Source organism: Paenibacillus oleatilyticus (assembly GCF_018998565.1).
Classification (GTDB): Bacteria; Bacillota; Bacilli; order Paenibacillales; family NBRC-103111; genus Paenibacillus_G; species Paenibacillus_G oleatilyticus.
Window position 1 is genome coordinate 1 of sequence record NZ_JAHNZO010000002.1, and the last position, 17,076, is coordinate 17,076.

Below are 17,076 nucleotides of genomic sequence, written 5' to 3' on the forward strand. Positions count from 1 at the left end.
ATCGGAAAGCCGTATGAGGGAAAACCTCACGTACGGTTTGATGAGGAGGGGCAGATTTCTCTGCCCTTCACTCTAGTGCGAACGTGCAGCCGTTGATCGCAAGTTGAGACAAAACCGGGCTTTCCTGCTATAATAGAGCAGTTGTTTTAAGCCATGAATGAGCGTTGTTAAAATGATAAGCTTCACAGAAGCGGTATAAGGAGAAAGGGGACAATGTCAGTGATTGTTGTCGGGGGGATGATCGGTCTGGGGAAAACGTCCGTAGCCGAATTGCTGGGACGGGAGCTCGGATCGGAAGTATTTTACGAGAGCGTGGACGATAATCCGATTTTGCCGCTTTTCTATACGGCATCGAAGGAAGAGATCGAGAAGCACCGGTACCCGTTTTTACTTCAGTTATACTTTCTGGACAGCCGGTTTAAGTCGATCAAGAGGGCGCTGCGGAGCAACCGCAACGTCTTGGACCGGAGCATCTACGAAGATTGGTATTTTGCAAAAGTAAACCGCGAGCTCGGACGCATCAACGATCTGGAGTTTCAAGTGTACGAGAATCTTGCGAACAATATGCTGGAAGAGCTGGAGGAGCTGCCGAAGAAGGCTCCCGATCTGATGGTGTATTTAAAAGGCTCGTTCGAGACGGTGCTGCGGCGCATCTCGCTGCGCGGACGCGATTTCGAGCAGGACGAGTCGCTTGTCGAGTATTACCGGTATTTGTGGAAAGGGTACGACGAGTGGCTGATGAAATATTACAATCAGTCCGACGTGTTAATCGTCGATATGGACCTGACCGACGTGGTAAACAATGAAGAAGACGCCCGGAAGCTGGTCGAGCAGGTAAAGGACAAGCTCAGCGTGTTGCAAATGTAAACGGATGATCTCATCGTCCGACAAGAAGACGGCTGCCGTCCATCAAAACGAAAGACCGGAACTCCTTCGCAGACGAAGGGGTCCGGTCTTTTGCTATTCATCATGCAAGCTAATGTTGCGGCTGCTCCTCTCTGGCGGCTGCGAACCGGTTCTGCGGCTTCGGCAGGTGAAAATGGTCTCTCAGCGTACTGCCCTCATACTCCGTACGGAACAGCCCTCTTTGCTGGAGCAGAGGCACGACGTGCTCCACGAAATCCTCCAAGCCTTGCGGAAGCAGGGGGGCCATCAGCATAAAGCCGTCGGCGGCTCTTTCCGTAAACCAGGTTTCCAGCGTATCCGCAATTTTCTCCGGCGTGCCGACGAAGTGCTCGCTGCTGAACGAGCCGGTCAGTAGGGAATAAACTTCCCTCAACGTTGGGTTTTCTCGCGCGATGACGGGCCGGTGCTTGATGTAATCGGATTTCGTCTCCGGGAGCCGATCCAGCCCGAAATCTGCCGCTCTCGAATCGAGGGTGGCTCCCGTAAAATCGACGCTTTTGAAGTAGTCCGACAAGAAGCCGATGCCCGTCTCCTCGGTGATGCAGGATTCCAACTGCTTCAGCTTCCGCTTCGCCGCTTCCTCCGTTTCGGCGATGACCGGAGAAATACCCTGCAAAATGTACACGTCGTCGGCCGACCTTCCCGCAGCGGCCACCTTGCTCTTGAAGGAACGGTAGAACTGCTTCGCATCGTCGATATCGTATTTGATGGAAAACACGACCTCCGCTGTGCCTGCGGCAAAGCTTTGTCCTGATTCGGAATTGCCGGCCTGCACGAGGACGGGATGGCCCTGCGGGGAACGACCGATGTTGAGCGGACCTTGCACGGCGAAAAACTCGCCTTGGTGGTTGATGCGGTGCAGCTTGCCCCGGTCGAAAAACTGCCCGCTCTCCTTATCACGGACAAAAGCGTCGTCCTCCCACGAATCCCATAGTCCTTTGACGACTTCGAGGAACTCCTCCGCGCGCTTATAGCGCAGCGAGTGCTCGTAATGCTCCTTGCCTCCGAAGTTGAGCGCCGTATTTCCCGACAAGTCTCGGGTCGTGACAATATTCCAGCCGACCCGACCTTTGCTGATATGATCGGCCGACATGAAGAGGCGGGCCAAATTGAACGGCTCGATGTACGAGGTGGAGGCGGTGGCGACGACGCCGATTTTCAAAGTAGCGCCCGCCAGCGCGGTAATGAGCGTAATCGGTTCGTAGCGGTTCAAAATATTCGGATGGGACGCTTCGTTGATCGCGAGGCTGTCGGCGATAAAGGCGATATCGAATTTTCCGCGTTCGGCAAGCTGTGCGAGACGCTTGTAATAATCGATGTCGATACTCGCATCGGGTTGAGCTTCGGGATGCCGCCACGAAGCGACATGCATGCCGGTGCCGACCAAATAGGCGGACAGTTTGATTTGTCTTGTTCGGGTCACAAGCGATACCTCCATATATCCAAGTTAATCAATGGATTTAATTTGTTATAATTTAGCATGATCTTGGAACGCCGTCAATTCCTCCTTGCATCGCCATCTAAAGTCCGGCAAACCCCTGGCTGTTTATCTGAATCCGGCTCCGGCTGTTTTTTTCTCGTTCTTTTCTGAAGTAAATGCCCAGCTAAAAGTTCTTGACAGCGCCCGGTCCATCCTTTAAATTAAATAAATATAATCGGTATAGTCGGAATTAAAAACGACGACTTGCACAATTAGTTGACCAGTCCACTGGAAACTAAGCTTTCCCCGAGCTATGGCTGAGGGGCGACGCTTGGTTTTTTTATTTTTATCCCGAAAAGCAGGTGAAGGAATGATCGTCATTCGCAATCTTAGCAAATCGTACAAAACATCGTCAGGCGCATTTCCTGCACTTCAGAACGTCAGCTTGCAGATCGAAAAGGGGGATATCTTCGGCATTATCGGCTTCAGCGGCGCGGGCAAGTCGACGTTGATCCGCTGCCTCAACCGGCTGGAGGAGCCGGATTCCGGCAGCATCGAGATCGAGGGCACGGTCATCACGGACTTGAACGGGAAGGAGCTGCGGCTGGCCCGGCAAAAAATCGGCATGATTTTTCAGCAGTTTAATCTGCTGGACGCGAAGACGGTGTACCAGAACGTCGCGTTTCCTTTGCAGGTCGCCGGGCATCCGAAAGCGCACATCCGCGGGCGTGTCCGCGAAATTCTCGACCTTGTCGGCCTGGGCGATAAAGAGAACGCCTATCCGTCGCAGCTCAGCGGTGGCCAGAAGCAACGGGTCGGCATCGCAAGAGCGCTTGTGAACGAGCCCGACGTGCTGCTCAGCGACGAAGCGACGTCGGCGCTCGATCCGCAGACGACCTACTCCATTCTGGAGCTGCTCAGGGACATTAACCGCCAGCTGAAGCTGACCGTCGTTCTGATCACGCACGAACTGGACGTACTGCAGCATATTTGCCGCAGCATGGCGGTGATCGAGAGCGGCCGCATCGTCGAGACCGGACCGGTCGACAAGCTGTTCCTGAATCCCGAGAGCGATACGGCGCGGCGATTCGTCCGCATTCTGGAGCATTACCGCGACAGCCGGTATGTGATGGAAGGAGTGGGAGCGGGAATATGAGAGACGATCTGATCGAGCTGCTGCTGCAGGGACTTGGCGAGACGGTCTACATGGTGCTCTGGTCTTCCGTTTTCGCGCTCGTGCTCGGCATTGCGCTGGGCATTACGCTCGTCGTGACGGAGAAGGGCGGTATTCTGGAAGCGCCGCTGCTGCACAAAATCATCGGCACGGTCATCAACAGCGTCCGTTCGCTGCCCTTCATTATTCTGATCATTCTGCTGCTGCCCCTCTCGCGGCTGATCGTCGGCACCTCGCTCGGTCCGACGGCCGCCATCGTGTCGCTCTCGATCGGTGCAGCGCCCTTCCTGGGACGGGTGATCGAAAATTCACTCAAGGAAGTGAGCGCAGGCAAGATCGAGGCCGCCAAAGCGGTTGGCGCCTCGCCGACAACGATTATTTTCAGGGTGCTCATTCCCGAAGCGCTGCCGGCGCTTGTCCGCGCGATGACGATTGCGATCATTGCGATTACGGAATTCACCGCCGTGGCCGGCGCGATCGGGGCGGGCGGTCTGGGCAGCCTGGCTATCCGCTTCGGGTACCAGCGGTTTCGCGAGGACGTCTTGATCGCAACCGTCCTTCTCATCATCGTATTGGTTCAACTCATCCAATGGTCGGGCGATTACATCGCCAAATCGATCGACAAGAAGCGTTACAAGCCGGATTGAGCGCAAACATTGCGTTTGTGAAGGAACGGCGGATGTTCATCATTTTAATTATAGAAAGCAGGCGTAGCTATGGGTAAAAAAGGAATTTTCTCTCTTGCATCCATCCTAGTTATTTTTGGTGCTGTCGTTTCGGGATGCGCCTCGGGCGGCACCGCGCAGGCCCCGGACACGAAGGCTGCGGCGCAAGGCAATGCAGCCGGTACGGCCAAACCGACGAAAGAAACGACGCTAAAAATCGGTGCGGCCGCCGTACCGCATGCAGAAATTCTAAACTTCGTTAAGCCGAAGCTGAAGGAGCAGGGGGTCAACCTCGAAGTGGTCGTCTATGACGACGAAGGGCAGCTGAACCCAGCGCTGAAAGACAAGCAGATCGACGCGAATTATTTCCAGCACGTTCCTTATCTGGATTCGGTCAAGGGCGAGAAAGGCTATGATTTTGCCGTCACGACCAAGGTTCACGTGGAGCCGATCGGCTTCTATTCAAGCAAGCTGAAATCGAAGGACGAGATCAAGGAAGGGGCGCGGATCGGCATTCCGAACAACCCGTCCAATGAATACCGAGCACTGGTGCTGCTGCAGCAGCAAGGGCTGATCAAGCTCAAGGACGGCTTGACGACGTATGAAGCAACGCCCAAGGACATCGCGGACAATCCGAAAAAGCTGAAGTTCATCGAGGCCGACTCGGCAACCTTGCCCCGGTCGCTTCCCGATCTGGAAGGCGCGATTATTAATACGAACCTCGTGCTGGAAGCCAAAATCGATCCGAAATCGGCCTTGTTCCGGGAAGATTCGAAATCCCCTTATGCCAATGTCATCGTCGTGCGCAAGGGAGACGAGACGCGGGAAGAAGTGAAGAAGCTCGACGCCGCTTTGACGACGCCGGAAGTGAAGAAGTTTATCGAAGACAAATACGGCGTTGCGGTCGTTCCGGCATTTTAGAAAAATTTACGCTGGCTGTTGATTTTTGGCGGAGTCCGGGTTATTCTTGTACTGACAACTTCATATGCGCGGGAGCTTGGTGAAGCCAGGCTGAGAGGATAACCGGATGTTATCGACCGTTAAACCTGATCTGGGTAATGCCAGCGGAGGAAACACGTAGCCTTTGTATGCACAAAGACCGCTTCTTTGCCGTTGCGGTCTTTTTTGTATGCATTACGTTCCCCGCTTGCTCACATTCATTCGAGGAGGAATTGAACATGACAAGCGAAAACAAGTCAAATCAACAACAAGCCGTGCCGGACGTATCGGGATTTCCCGGGAGCCGAAAAGTGTACATTCAAGGCTCCCGCAGCGACATTCGGGTCCCGATGCGGGAAATTGCTTTGAGTCCGACGGTGAGTGCGGAAGGGGAAACGGCCAATCCGCCCGTTCGCGTCTACGACAGCAGCGGTCCGTACACGGACGGCGATGTCCGGACCGACATCCGGCAGGGGCTTCCGGCCAATCGGCGGGGATGGATTATGGAACGGGGCGACGTGGAGGAGTATGACGGAAGAGCGGTAAAGCCGGAAGACAACGGCTTCAAGGAGGAAGAGGGAGCCCGGCGGCAGGAATGGTTTCCCGGAGCAACGCGCCGTCCGCTGCGGGCCAAGCCGGGTGCGAACGTTACGCAGATGCACTACGCCAAAAAAGGAATTACTACGCCCGAGATGGAATATATAGCTATCCGCGAAAAGGTCACTCCCGAGTTCGTGCGCAGCGAGGTGGCGCGCGGTCGGGCGATCATCCCGTCGAACATCAACCACCCGGAAAGCGAGCCGATGATTATCGGCCGGAACTTCCTCGTGAAGATCAATGCGAACATCGGCAATTCCGCCGTCGCTTCGTCGATCGACGAGGAAGTGGAGAAGATGCGGTGGGCGACGCGCTGGGGGGCGGATACGGTCATGGACTTATCGACCGGCAAGCACATTCATACGACGCGCGAATGGATCGTCCGCAACGCTCCGGTGCCGATCGGGACGGTGCCGCTGTATCAGGCGCTTGAGAAGGTCGGAGGGAAAGCGGAGGAGCTGTCCTGGGAAATATACCGGGATACGCTGATCGAGCAGGCGGAGCAGGGCGTCGATTATTTTACGATCCATGCCGGGGTGCTGCTGCGGTACATTCCGCTGACCGCGAATCGCGTGACCGGGATTGTGTCCCGGGGCGGGTCAATCATGGCTTCGTGGTGTCTGGCGCATCATCAGGAAAATTTCTTGTACACGCACTTTGAAGAAATCTGCGAAATTATGAAAACGTACGACGTCGCTTTTTCGCTTGGGGACGGCCTGCGCCCGGGGTCCATCGCCGATGCGAACGACGAGGCGCAGTTCGCGGAGCTGGATACGCTGGGCGAGCTGACGCAAATCGCCTGGAAGCACGACGTGCAGGTGATGATCGAAGGCCCCGGCCACGTGCCGATGCACTTGATCAAGGAGAACGTGGACCGGCAGCTTGAGGTGTGCCAGGAAGCGCCGTTCTATACGCTCGGACCGCTCACGACCGACATTGCTCCCGGCTACGATCACATTACTTCGGCCATCGGAGCCGCGATGATCGGCTGGTTCGGGACGGCGATGCTGTGCTATGTCACCCCGAAGGAGCACTTGGGGCTTCCCAACAAGAACGACGTGCGGGAAGGCGTCATCGCCTACAAAATCGCGGCGCATGCGGCCGACTTGGCCAAAGGCCATCCGGGCGCGCAGGAGCGGGACGACGCGCTGTCGAAGGCGCGGTTCGAATTCCGCTGGCGGGATCAGTTTCATTTGTCACTCGATCCCGAAAGGGCGCTGGAGTATCACGATGAGACGCTTCCGGCGGAAGGCGCGAAGACGGCCCATTTCTGCTCGATGTGCGGCCCGAAGTTTTGCAGCATGCGTATTACGCAGGATATACGGGAATATGCTAAACAACACGGTTTGGAAGACCGCGCCGCGCTTGAGAAAGGCTTGGAGGAGAAGTCCGAGGAGTTCAAGAAAGCGGGTGGTATGATTTACAATTAAACGCCCTGGGAGGGATCGTATGTTTACGGAGCAGGAAAAGGAAGCGTTATACAAGGTCATCTATACGAGAAGGGATGTCCGTTCCTTCCTGCCGGACCCGATTCCGGAGGAAGCGGTGACGAACGTGCTTCACGCCGGCCACCACGCGCCGTCCGTCGGCTTCATGCAGCCCTGGAACTTTATATTGGTGACTTCGGAGCCGCTGAAAGAGCGGCTGGCCTGGGCCGCGGACAAGGAAAGAAGGGCGCTGGCGATTCATTACGAAGGCCAGCGACAGGACCAGTTTTTGAGCCTCAAGGTGGAAGGGCTGAAGCAAGCGCCGCTGACGATCTGCATTACATGCGATCCTACCCGGGGAGGCGCCCATGTGCTCGGCCGCAACTCCATCCCCGAGACCGACATGCTCTCCGTCGCTTGCGCGATCCAGAATATGTGGCTGGCTGCCTGTGTGGAAGGGCTTGCTATGGGATGGGTAAGCTTTTATAAGAAAAACGACGTGCGCGAAATTCTGGGCATTCCGCCGCATATCGAGCCGATCGCGCTGTTGTCGGTCGGGTATACGGAGAACTACCCGGAGAAGCCGATTCTGGAGACGGCTCAGTGGGAGAAGCGCCGCTCCTTGCAGGACCTCATCTATCACGAGACGTGGGGAAACCGGCAGCCGGAATGATCGAACTTTTCTATTTTTCGATTGAAAATGTCAATGGACCGGCACCTTGACGGCAATCACCACCCGATGATACAGTGAAAATCAAATACATTATATCCGATGTGTTTAGTGGAAATTAATTTGCTGCAAACTGGTGCATCGGATGAAGCTTAAGGAAAACGGGTGGGGTGCTATGGGGAAATCGGATGAAATTTGGATTCGCGATGCGACGGAGCTTGACCGGGAAGCGATTCTTGAGGTCATGCTGGAGGCTTATGAGCAGTACCGGCCGGTGCTGCCTTCTGCCCGGTGGGAGCCGTACCGGGAGTCGATCCGGGCCTCCGTGGACGGAGAAGGTCCTGCGGCCCGGCTTGTTGCCGAGCTTGCGGGGAAGGTGGTCGGGAGCGTTCAGCTGTTCTTGTCCTCCGAAGCCGCTTACGGCATGCCGGAGCTTGGGATTCAGTCGCCGATCATCCGCTTTCTGTCCGTTTCGCCAGCCGTGCGGGGCCGGGGAATTGCGACGCTGCTAATTCAAGAAAGCGCCAGGTGCTCGCTCGCCTTAGGGGCGGCTACGCTGCATTTACATACGTCGGACATGATGGAGTCCGCGGTCCGATTGTATGAGCGCTTAGGCTTCGAGCGTGCCTTCGACAAGGATATGCGCAATGGCGATACGCTTGTGAAGAGTTACCGGATTCATTTGAAAGAAGCCGCTCTATTGTAAACACCGATTTTGCAACGCCTTAAGGAGATATCGCTGAGACATGTGTCTTTTGGATATCTCCTTTTATTATTCGTAATCGTGATTTATATTGGTTAATCGCCGATGTTCACCCCAGGGTTGATGACGGCTCTCCCGCCAATCCATACATTGTTGCCGATAGTTACGGGTTTCCCGTATTCAACTCCCGAATTTCTTTCGTTCGGATCTAACGGATGCGTAGCGGTATAAATGTGTACGCCCGGGGCCATGAAGCCGTTATCCCCTATCCAATTTCGCATACATCCAGGAAGACGCAATCGAAATTTGCATAAAAATTTTCGCCGACATGAATGTTGTAACCATAATCACAGCGCAAAGTCGGTTCTATGTATATACTTTCTCCAGTTGAACCGAACAATTCTTTTAATAGTTCCGTCCGAGTGCTTTCTTCGGTTTCTAAGGTCTGGTTGTATAATCTGGTTAGTCTTCGTGCATTTGCCCGTTCTTGCAGCAATTCCGGGTCAGCCGCAAGATACAGTTCGCCATTCAGCATTTTTTCTTTTTCTGTTTTCATTTCTCCGTCTCCTTAACCAAAATAAAAGAATTCCAAAATGTAGAATTCACTAGAATCTTATCATATAGATATATAATTATAAAAAGAAACGAGGCATGTCCTCATCCCGTTTTTTCGCAGGATGAGGCCGTACGAGGTGATAAAACAACACAATAAAGGAAACTATTCATTGAATATCAGGCTATAAATATTTATATATTGTACAATATTTCTTTTTGTGTTATACCTTATTGAGGGTAAATGTTGGGCAAGACCTGATATCCGATCAGTCATGCCCACGCATAACCAATAATAACAACATGGGGGAAGTCCACGTGTCCTTGATCGTAAAGAACGAACAGAACGATAAGAATGAACCTACGCAAGCGCAAGAGAAGCTCAACTTGTTCGAAAGAACGCAGGAAGTCATCCGTACCGCTCTTGATCGAATGGGGTATAAGGACGATGTATACGACTTGTTGAAAGAGCCGCTTCGGCTGCTGACGGTGCGCATTCCGGTTCGCATGGACGACGACTCGATTAAAGTATTTACAGGCTACCGCGCTCAGCATAACGATGCAGTCGGCCCGACCAAAGGCGGCGTCCGCTTCCACCCCGACGTGACGGAAGAGGAAGTCAAAGCGTTGTCGATGTGGATGAGCATCAAATGCGGCATTACGGGGCTGCCGTACGGAGGCGGTAAGGGCGGTATCCAGTGCGATCCGCGGTCGATGTCCTTCCGCGAGCTGGAGCGCTTGAGCCGCGGCTATGTCCGCGCTATCAGCCAATTGGTCGGCCCGACCAAAGATATTCCGGCGCCGGACGTGTTCACGAACTCGCAAGTTATGGCTTGGATGATGGACGAATACAGCCGCATCCGCGAATTCGATTCGCCGGGCTTTATTACCGGCAAGCCGCTTGTATTGGGCGGCTCTGCGGGCAGAGAGTCCTCGACTGCGCTTGGGGTAACGATCGTGATGAAAGAGGCTGCCAAAATCGCAGGCATCGAAATTCCGGGCTCCCGCATTATCATTCAAGGCTTCGGAAACGCAGGCAGCTTCCTCGCTCAATTCCTGCATCAAGCGGGAGCGAAGGTCGTGGGCATCTCCGATGCTTACGGGGCTTTGTACGATCCGGAAGGTCTCGATATCCCGACGCTGCTGGACAAGCGGGATTCGTTCGGCACGGTCACGCCTTATTTTAAAAGTCAGCAAATTACAAATAAAGAGCTGCTTGTGCAAGAATGCGACATTCTGGTTCCGGCAGCCATCGAAAACCAGCTTACGGAGGAGAATGCGCCGGACATCAAGGCCCGCATCGTAGTCGAAGCGGCGAATGGACCGACGACGCTCAAGGCGACTGAAATTTTGACGGACCGCGGCATTCTGCTCGTTCCCGACGTGCTGGCCAGCGCCGGCGGGGTAGTCGTCTCCTATTTCGAATGGGTACAAAACAACCAAGGCTACTACTGGTCGGAGGAAGAAGTTCAAGAGAAGCTGGAAAAAATATTGACGACTTCCTTCCATAATGTATACCGGACCTCGACGGACAAAAAAGTAGATATGCGATTGGCGGCTTACATCGTAGGGCTGAAGCGGGTGGCCGAGGCCATCAAGTGGAGAGGCTGGGTATAGGCTTATATAGAAGAAAAACGGCAAAAATCCATCTATGGGAGCATAGGTGGATTTTTGTTTGCATCCGTCGCTCCGTATAACAAAATTACGGTTGGCTCACCATAATATGGGGGGCGACAGGCATGTGGAAATTTATTTCGACTCATATGATGAATTGGGAAATTATTTTGCAAGCCTTCCTGTGCAGTGTGGTGCCTTATGGTGTGTACAAGCTGGGAGCTTGGTTAAAATCGGCTTTGACGATCCGCAGCAGCAGCAAGCCTGCCGCGGAAGACCGGTTATACGTCTTTTCCGGAAAGTTCGAGAAGGACTTGCCGGAGCTTCAGGACAGATTAGGCCACAATGACGATATATTGATCCGAACGTTTGAAATAGGCGATGCACGGACGCAAGCTGCTTTGATCCTGGTCAAGGAGCTGGCGGACAAAAACTACATCGATACGCATGTATTACCTTCTCTGATGTCCGACTTCGCCATGCCAAGCTGCGCGGATGAACTGCCGCCGCATATTAGGAATCGGATCTTGTCCGTGAGCGAGCTGGGTGAAGCAGAGAACCTGCGCGATTTGCTGCCCGGTTTATGGAAAGGCCATGCCGGCCTCTTGATCGACGGCTGCCCGAACGTCTTCGTCCTGGCCACCGGAAGCGAGAAAAAACGCAGTCTCGGCGAACCGGCCTCGGAGGCTTTGGTCCGGGGGCCGCGCGTCAGCTTCAATGAAAGTCTGGCGGATAACACCGCGCTGCTGCGTCAGCTCGGCGGGAGTCACACGCTATGTATCGTTTACACGCTGCTGGGGCGTAAAGCTCCCAAAACGGTAGCGATCGCTTACAATAGCGATATTGCCAATGACGCTTTGGTGCAGGAGGTCCGGCAGCGCATCGCCCGGATCGATATGGACGATGTTCCCGATTCCGGGTATATCGAACAGTTTATCGAGGATAATCATCTTACGCTGTTTCCCCAAGTGCAAAATACGGAACGGCCGGATCGGGTCAACAGCGCGCTGATGGAAGGCAGGGTCGCGATTCTGCTGGACGGCTCCCCGTTTGCGCTGATCGTCCCGGTAAGCATCAGCATGCTGCTGCAATCCCCGGAGGATTATTATGAGCGCTGGATTCCGGGTACGCTCGTGCGCGTATTACGTTACACCGCAGCGCTGATTTCCACGCTCGGGCCCGCGCTCTACATTTCGTTCATCTCGTTCCATCAAGGGCTGATTCCTACCAAATTGGCGGTGTCCATCGCCGGCTCAAGGGAAGGCGTGCCCTTTCCTTCGTTAATCGAAGCGTTGATCATGGAAGTATCGATCGAAATTTTGCGCGAGGCCGGTTTACGCTTGCCGAAGCCTATCGGTCAGACCATCGGCATCGTCGGCGGTCTCGTCATCGGGGAAGCGGCGGTACAAGCCGGCATTGTCAGTCCCATCATGGTCATCGTCGTTGCCATTACGGCCATTTCTTCGTTTGCCATCCCTCAATACAGCGCAGGAATCGCTTTGCGGATCATCCGTTTCGGTACGATGTTTTCGGCGGCCGTCTTCGGACTGTACGGGGTCATCCTGTTCTTCCTGCTGGTGTGCAGCCATTTGGCCAAGCTGAAGAGCTTCGGCATTCCTTACTTGAGCCCGGCGGCTCCTTACCGGCTCGAAGATTGGAAGGACTTCGTCCTCCGCGCGCCGCTTTCTTTCATGACGCGCCGTCCGAAGGCCATGCAGGCCAAACAGCCGAAGCGCCGCGGATAGCAAGCTTGGATCGTTATCGCAATCCCCCGGGTGACACAAGTTGTCCGGGTTATTCGTCGTTATCCGATATGAAAACGTACTTTTAACCATTATTGAAAAATGATTGGAAATTAAGCTTGTCCCCCCGTAACACATGCGGATCAAAATTCATAAAAATGTTGTATGTTCTGTCGAGAGCAAAGAAAGCGTGATCACCCGGCCGCATACTCCTTGCCCGGGACCTTCCTTTCTATCTCTTGCCAGTCTCCGGCTCGAGCCGGCACTACTTTATTTTGACGGAGGGAATGTCAACATGAGTGAATTTCAGAATGAGCTTCAGCAATTGCAAGTCGCGGCATACAATGCGGGTCAGGTGACGCCCCTACAGCATCAAGGCCAGTATGAGGCCGATACCCGTCTATGCGGTTGTGGTTGTGGTTGTTTCCGTTGTCCATGCGGGGGATGCGGTTGCTTCCGCTGCTTCTGCAGCTGCTTCTGCGGCGGAGGTTGCGGTTGCGGAGGCGGAGGCGGTTGCGGCTGCGGAGGTTGCGGAGGACGTTGCGGAGGCGGGCGCTGCGGACGTTGCGGTTAAGTAGTTAACAGGACTACCCGGAAGTATCAGCCCCTGCACACGCGGCTTCGATCCAAACCGCAGGGGCTGGAACGGCCCCTTAAAAATAATTGACAAGAAGGACAAACGACAATACATAAGATAGCAGTGAACATCCGGCCGGATTGACCAAAAGTACGGATAAGGAGGAGTGAGATGACCACATTAGATGCTTCCGTGCGTCCGAAAATGAACGGGGACACCTTTTTTATCCCCGATCCGAATGGTTCGGTCTATTTTAGAAACAACATGGGCTCGTTCAAACTGGAAGGCGAGTCGATTGACCGCTGGATCGAAAAGCTGATTCCGGTATTTAACGGGAAGTACACGCTTATGGAATTGACGGACGGCTTGCCTGAGCCGCACAAAGGCCGCGTGTTCGATATTGCCGCTTTATTGATCCAAAACGGCTTCGCGCGAGATGTCAGCGAAGACCTTACCCACCGGCTATCGGAAAGGATTCTTGAGAAGTTCGGCTCGCAAATTGAATTTCTGAGCAATTTTGGTGGCTCCGGCGCGCATCGCTTCGAGCAATATCGCCAACAAAAGGTGTTAGCGGCAGGTTCCGGCCCTTTTCTGGTTTCATTGGTGGCGGCCTTGCTGGAATCGGGCTTGCCCCGAATCGGAGTGGCCATTGGCGATTCATTGCCAACCAACCGTGAGCGGCTGAAGGAACTGGGGGGGCATGCCGGGAAATCCGATCCGGAAATACATATTCAGGAAGTGCCTTACCCCGGACGGGACATTTCCGCTTGGCAGCAGGTCCTGAAACCGTTCGATTCGATCATGTACGTATCGCAGGAAGGGGATATTGAAGAGCTTCGGATCGTCCAAGCGGCCTGCAAGGGGGAGAGCAAGCTTTTTCTTCCCGCGATTTGCTTGCAGCAAGCCGGTTTGGCCGGGCCTCTTGAGCGGCCGGAAGACGGGAATGGCTGGGAGTCGGCGCTGCGTCGCATTCATCAGCCCGTTCTGCGCCAAGATCCGCAGCAGCATGGGTTTTCTGTCCATGCCGGGGCTTTGCTGTCGAATGTGATCGTATTCGAGCTGTTCAAAACGGTGACGGGTGCCGCCGATCCGCTGCGAAATCAAGCGGTATATTTGCTGAACCTGGAGACGCTGGAAGGGGATTGGTATTCGTTCGTGGCTCACCCGATGGTCATCGGCTGCAACCGGATTGAACGAATTCCGGATATTGAACCACGGCTGATGCAGGATCCGGGTTCGGCGCCGGAAAGCGGAAGGCACAGCCCGCTGCTGGATTATTGCGAACGGATAACCTCGCCGGATACGGGCATTTTTTATGAGTGGGACGAAGGCGACTTAAAGCAGCTGCCGCTTGCGCAATGCCGGGTTCAGGTGGCCGATCCGCTCTCGGCCGGGCCGGTTGAGCTGCTTCCTTCCATTGTCTGCACAGGATTGACGCATGAGGAAGCAAGACGGGAGTCGGCGCTTGCCGGACTGGAAGCTTATACGTCCCGGTTGGCGGAACGTACGGGTCAGGCGTCTTCACCATCGGAAACGGACACAACGGGTCTGCGTATATCCGAATATGTCGGCATCGGAGCGGGAGAGACGCTGGCGGAAGCCGTATGCCGGGGCTTGCGAAAGTGTCTGACGGAAGAGCTGGACATTCGGCGGACCGGTCGAATGCCGCTTGTCACCCCGGTGCAGCTGAGTATGGTGGATGACGAGAGGGTCCGTTATTATTTGAAATCCTTGTCAACGCTGCAGGGGGAACCGGCCCTCGTTCTGGAGGAAGAGCTGTTCGGTTTCCCGGTGGTGCGTGCGGATATCGGCGGAAGATGGTACACGGGCGTCGATCTCAATATCACCCTTGCGCTTCGAAGGGCTCTGCTCCGAGCGCTGTCGGAGGTTCAAAGTCAATCGCCCCGGCTTCAAGTCCGCATTGCTTCGGTTCCAGGCCGGGCACCGAAAAAAGCAAGGCCCCGCAGTCTGGCCATCCCGGCCTGTGAAGAAACGGTGCAAGCCGGCGTACTGGCCTCCGCCATAGATCAGCTGAAGCAGTACGGCCGACGGCTGCTTGTATTTGATTACAGGCTCGATCCTTTCTTGAATAAAGGGCCCGTTCACGTCCTGGGCGTTGCGCTGGGAGAGGAGGTTTCGCCATGAGCAGTGTTGTAGCGGTCATCGGCAAAGGCGTGCTGGCCGATTTGATATGTGCCGAACTGAATTCCGCCTTTTGGGTGATCCGTACGGTTGAGCTGGAGGTGGAGGAGTTCCGTTCGGCCGATCTGGTTATCCTTGCGCAGGATGGTTGGCTTCCTGGCGTGCAGGACCGGGCGGAGGAGGTTCTTCAATCTGCCAAGGTGCCCTGGCTGCGGGGCTTCGTGTCTTTCGGGGAGGCGTTAATCGGACCGTTGGTTCGGCCAGGCGTTCAGGGATGCTCCAGATGCGCGGACATGCGGCGGCTCATGGCCGCCGTCGACCGCAAAGAGCTGCGAGTGCTGCACCAGCAGATTGCCGAACGCGGCGGAATTTCGCAGGACGCCTGGGCTTCCCGCACGGGACTGACGCAGGCGGCGACGCTCCTGGCCGCGGAAGCCCGGCGCGTGCTTCTCGGCGGACAGCCTCAATTGGAGGAACGAATCCTGCTGGTGAATCTAAGAACCTTGAAGACTTCACGCCACCTCTTTCTACACGATCCGATGTGCCCGATTTGCGGCGAATTGCCGGAAGATTCGGAGGAACTGGCCAATTTCTCGCTCGGGTCGAGTCCGAAGGTTCACCCGAACAGCTTCCGCTGCCGTTCGATCGACGAGCTGAAGCAGGTGCTTGCCCGCGATTATTTGGACTTCCGGACCGGACTCATGAATGGCAAAATGAAAGACAGCGTATCGCCGTTCGCCGATATTACCGTAAATCTTCCGTTTTTCGCCGGCGACGAACCGAGTTCAGGGCGGACGCTCTCCTTTGCAGACAGCGAGCTGACGGCGATACTGGAAGGCTTGGAGCGTCATTGCGGCGTGGTCCCGCGAGGCAAATGGACAAAGGTTCGCAGCAGCTACCGCGAGATCGCCGATCATGCGTTAAATCCGCTCGAGGTAGGGGTCCACGCGGATGAGCAGTATGCGCGGTCTGATTTCCCATTCCGGCGTTTTGATCCCGACCGCGAGATGGACTGGGTCTGGGGCCGCTCCATCATACACAATCGTCCCATTCTGGTACCGGAGCTGCTCGCTTATTACAGCCTCGGCTGCGGAAACGGCGTTGTCTATGAAACGTCGAACGGATGCGCTCTGGGCGGCAGCATGGAAGAGGCGATTTTCCACGGTATCATGGAGGTGCTGGAGCGCGACTCGTTCCTGTTGACCTGGTATGCGCAGCTTCCGCTCTCCCGTGTCGACCCTTATTCCGCAGGCGACCGCGAATTAAATCTGATGATCGACCGGATGAAGGCGGTGGCCGGTTACGAGCTTCACGTGTTCGATGCGACGATGGAGCATGGCATTCCGTGCATCTGGACCTATGCGAAAAACCTGAAACCGCGGGGGATGAATCTCATCTGTGCAGCGGGAGCGCATCTCGATCCGATCCGGGCGCTGAAAAGCGCGATCTTCGAGCTGGCGGGCATGATGCTCTCGCTCGATGACCGATTCGAAGCCAACCGGCAGGAAAGCGAACGGATGGCAGAGGATCCTTTCCAAGTGAGAGAGATGGAGCATCACTCCATGCTGTACGGCTTGCGGCAGACGGAGAAGCGTTTGGATTTCTTGTGGAAGAAGCCCGGACCTCCGCTGACGTTTCGGGAGGCGTTCCCGCCGCAAGTTCTGCATGCGGATCTTGCCGACGATTTGAAGATGATCCTGGAGAAGTTCCGCTCCTTGAATCTGGATGTAATCGTAGTCGATCAGACCTCGCCCGAGCTGAAGCGAAATGGGTTAACCTGCGTCAAAGTGCTGATTCCGGGGATGCTGCCGATGACATTCGGTCATCATTTGACGCGTGTTACAGGGCTGGAGCGGGTACTGCGGGTTCCGGCGCAGCTCGGCTATATGAAGCAGCCGCTCACGGTCGAACAGCTCAATCCGCATCCCCATCCGTTTCCGTAAGGGAC

Annotated in this window: 13 protein-coding genes, 1 pseudogene and 1 riboswitch; of the genes and pseudogenes, 12 read left to right on the forward strand and 2 right to left on the reverse strand. The window is 55.2% G+C overall.

What is annotated here, in order from left to right:
• Positions 1-213 precede the first annotated feature (213 nt).
• A complete protein-coding gene (locus KQX66_RS03285) occupies positions 214-867 on the forward strand; it encodes a deoxynucleoside kinase (RefSeq protein ID WP_216789735.1) in 654 nt (217 codons plus the stop codon).
• 109 nt (positions 868-976) lie between these two features.
• Here KQX66_RS03285 and KQX66_RS03290 read toward each other — a convergent pair whose 3' ends face one another.
• Positions 977-2,329 carry an LLM class flavin-dependent oxidoreductase gene (locus KQX66_RS03290; RefSeq protein WP_216789737.1) on the reverse strand — a complete coding sequence of 451 codons (1,353 nt, stop codon included), beginning with the start codon at positions 2,327-2,329 and terminating at the stop codon, positions 977-979.
• Positions 2,330-2,696: 367 nt separating this feature from the next.
• On the opposite strand from KQX66_RS03290, the gene KQX66_RS03295 reads away from it, so the two are divergent.
• From KQX66_RS03295 to KQX66_RS03320, 6 genes are all read left to right on the forward strand, one after another.
• Positions 2,697-3,482, forward strand: a complete 786-nt coding sequence (locus tag KQX66_RS03295) for a methionine ABC transporter ATP-binding protein (protein ID WP_216789739.1) — start codon at positions 2,697-2,699, stop codon at positions 3,480-3,482.
• Positions 3,479-4,147 (forward strand): methionine ABC transporter permease, encoded by a 669-nt coding sequence (locus KQX66_RS03300; protein ID WP_216789741.1) that lies wholly within the window; start codon positions 3,479-3,481, stop codon positions 4,145-4,147. The genes KQX66_RS03295 and KQX66_RS03300 overlap by 4 nt, the downstream gene beginning before the upstream one ends.
• A gap of 69 nt (positions 4,148-4,216) precedes the next feature.
• The gene (locus KQX66_RS03305; protein WP_216789744.1) at positions 4,217-5,086 is read left to right on the forward strand and encodes a MetQ/NlpA family ABC transporter substrate-binding protein; all 870 of its coding nucleotides are present in this window, start codon (positions 4,217-4,219) and stop codon (positions 5,084-5,086) included.
• Positions 5,087-5,144: 58 nt separating this feature from the next.
• Positions 5,145-5,255: riboswitch (TPP riboswitch) on the forward strand.
• An 88-nt stretch (positions 5,256-5,343) separates the two neighbouring features.
• Positions 5,344-7,131 (forward strand): phosphomethylpyrimidine synthase ThiC, encoded by a 1,788-nt coding sequence (thiC, locus tag KQX66_RS03310; protein ID WP_216789746.1) that lies wholly within the window; start codon positions 5,344-5,346, stop codon positions 7,129-7,131.
• A 19-nt stretch (positions 7,132-7,150) separates the two neighbouring features.
• Positions 7,151-7,801 (forward strand): 5,6-dimethylbenzimidazole synthase, encoded by a 651-nt coding sequence (gene bluB / locus KQX66_RS03315; protein ID WP_216789748.1) that lies wholly within the window; start codon positions 7,151-7,153, stop codon positions 7,799-7,801.
• Positions 7,802-7,973: 172 nt separating this feature from the next.
• Entirely contained in the window at positions 7,974-8,504 is a 531-nt protein-coding gene (locus tag KQX66_RS03320) for a GNAT family N-acetyltransferase (protein WP_216789750.1), read from the forward strand.
• A 95-nt stretch (positions 8,505-8,599) separates the two neighbouring features.
• Here the strand turns inward: KQX66_RS03320 and KQX66_RS03325 are convergent.
• A pseudogene (locus KQX66_RS03325) lies at positions 8,600-9,057 on the reverse strand (sugar O-acetyltransferase); the annotation flags it as partial.
• Between the two features lie 428 nt (positions 9,058-9,485).
• Between KQX66_RS03325 and KQX66_RS03330 the strand changes: the two are divergent.
• The 5 genes from KQX66_RS03330 to KQX66_RS03350 all read left to right on the forward strand — a co-directional run bounded on the left by KQX66_RS03330 (position 9,486) and on the right by KQX66_RS03350 (position 17,071).
• Positions 9,486-10,670, forward strand: a complete 1,185-nt coding sequence (locus KQX66_RS03330) for a Glu/Leu/Phe/Val family dehydrogenase (protein WP_253956911.1) — start codon at positions 9,486-9,488, stop codon at positions 10,668-10,670.
• 122 nt (positions 10,671-10,792) lie between these two features.
• Positions 10,793-12,412: a spore germination protein gene (locus KQX66_RS03335; RefSeq protein WP_216789753.1), complete on the forward strand. Its 1,620-nt coding sequence runs from the start codon at positions 10,793-10,795 to the stop codon at positions 12,410-12,412.
• Positions 12,413-12,792: 380 nt separating this feature from the next.
• Positions 12,793-12,987 carry a hypothetical protein gene (locus KQX66_RS03340; protein WP_216789755.1) on the forward strand — a complete coding sequence of 65 codons (195 nt, stop codon included), beginning with the start codon at positions 12,793-12,795 and terminating at the stop codon, positions 12,985-12,987.
• A 170-nt stretch (positions 12,988-13,157) separates the two neighbouring features.
• Positions 13,158-15,131: a putative thiazole-containing bacteriocin maturation protein gene (locus tag KQX66_RS03345; protein ID WP_216789765.1), complete on the forward strand. Its 1,974-nt coding sequence runs from the start codon at positions 13,158-13,160 to the stop codon at positions 15,129-15,131.
• Positions 15,128-17,071 (forward strand): TOMM precursor leader peptide-binding protein, encoded by a 1,944-nt coding sequence (locus tag KQX66_RS03350; RefSeq protein WP_216789768.1) that lies wholly within the window; start codon positions 15,128-15,130, stop codon positions 17,069-17,071. Before KQX66_RS03345 ends, KQX66_RS03350 begins: the two co-directional genes overlap by 4 nt.
• Positions 17,072-17,076: the final 5 nt, after the last annotated feature.

Coding starts and splice junctions, on each gene's coding strand:
- KQX66_RS03285 (WP_216789735.1), top strand. CDS start 214: ATGTCAGTGATTGTTGTCGGGGGGATGATCGGTCTGGGGAAAACGTCC.
- KQX66_RS03295 (WP_216789739.1), top strand. CDS start 2,697: ATGATCGTCATTCGCAATCTTAGCAAATCGTACAAAACATCGTCAGGC.
- KQX66_RS03300 (WP_216789741.1), top strand. CDS start 3,479: ATGAGAGACGATCTGATCGAGCTGCTGCTGCAGGGACTTGGCGAGACG.
- KQX66_RS03305 (WP_216789744.1), top strand. CDS start 4,217: ATGGGTAAAAAAGGAATTTTCTCTCTTGCATCCATCCTAGTTATTTTT.
- thiC (WP_216789746.1), top strand. CDS start 5,344: ATGACAAGCGAAAACAAGTCAAATCAACAACAAGCCGTGCCGGACGTA.
- bluB (WP_216789748.1), top strand. CDS start 7,151: ATGTTTACGGAGCAGGAAAAGGAAGCGTTATACAAGGTCATCTATACG.
- KQX66_RS03320 (WP_216789750.1), top strand. CDS start 7,974: ATGGGGAAATCGGATGAAATTTGGATTCGCGATGCGACGGAGCTTGAC.
- KQX66_RS03330 (WP_253956911.1), top strand. CDS start 9,486: ATGGGGTATAAGGACGATGTATACGACTTGTTGAAAGAGCCGCTTCGG.
- KQX66_RS03335 (WP_216789753.1), top strand. CDS start 10,793: ATGTGGAAATTTATTTCGACTCATATGATGAATTGGGAAATTATTTTG.
- KQX66_RS03340 (WP_216789755.1), top strand. CDS start 12,793: ATGAGGCCGATACCCGTCTATGCGGTTGTGGTTGTGGTTGTTTCCGTT.
- KQX66_RS03345 (WP_216789765.1), top strand. CDS start 13,158: ATGACCACATTAGATGCTTCCGTGCGTCCGAAAATGAACGGGGACACC.
- KQX66_RS03350 (WP_216789768.1), top strand. CDS start 15,128: ATGAGCAGTGTTGTAGCGGTCATCGGCAAAGGCGTGCTGGCCGATTTG.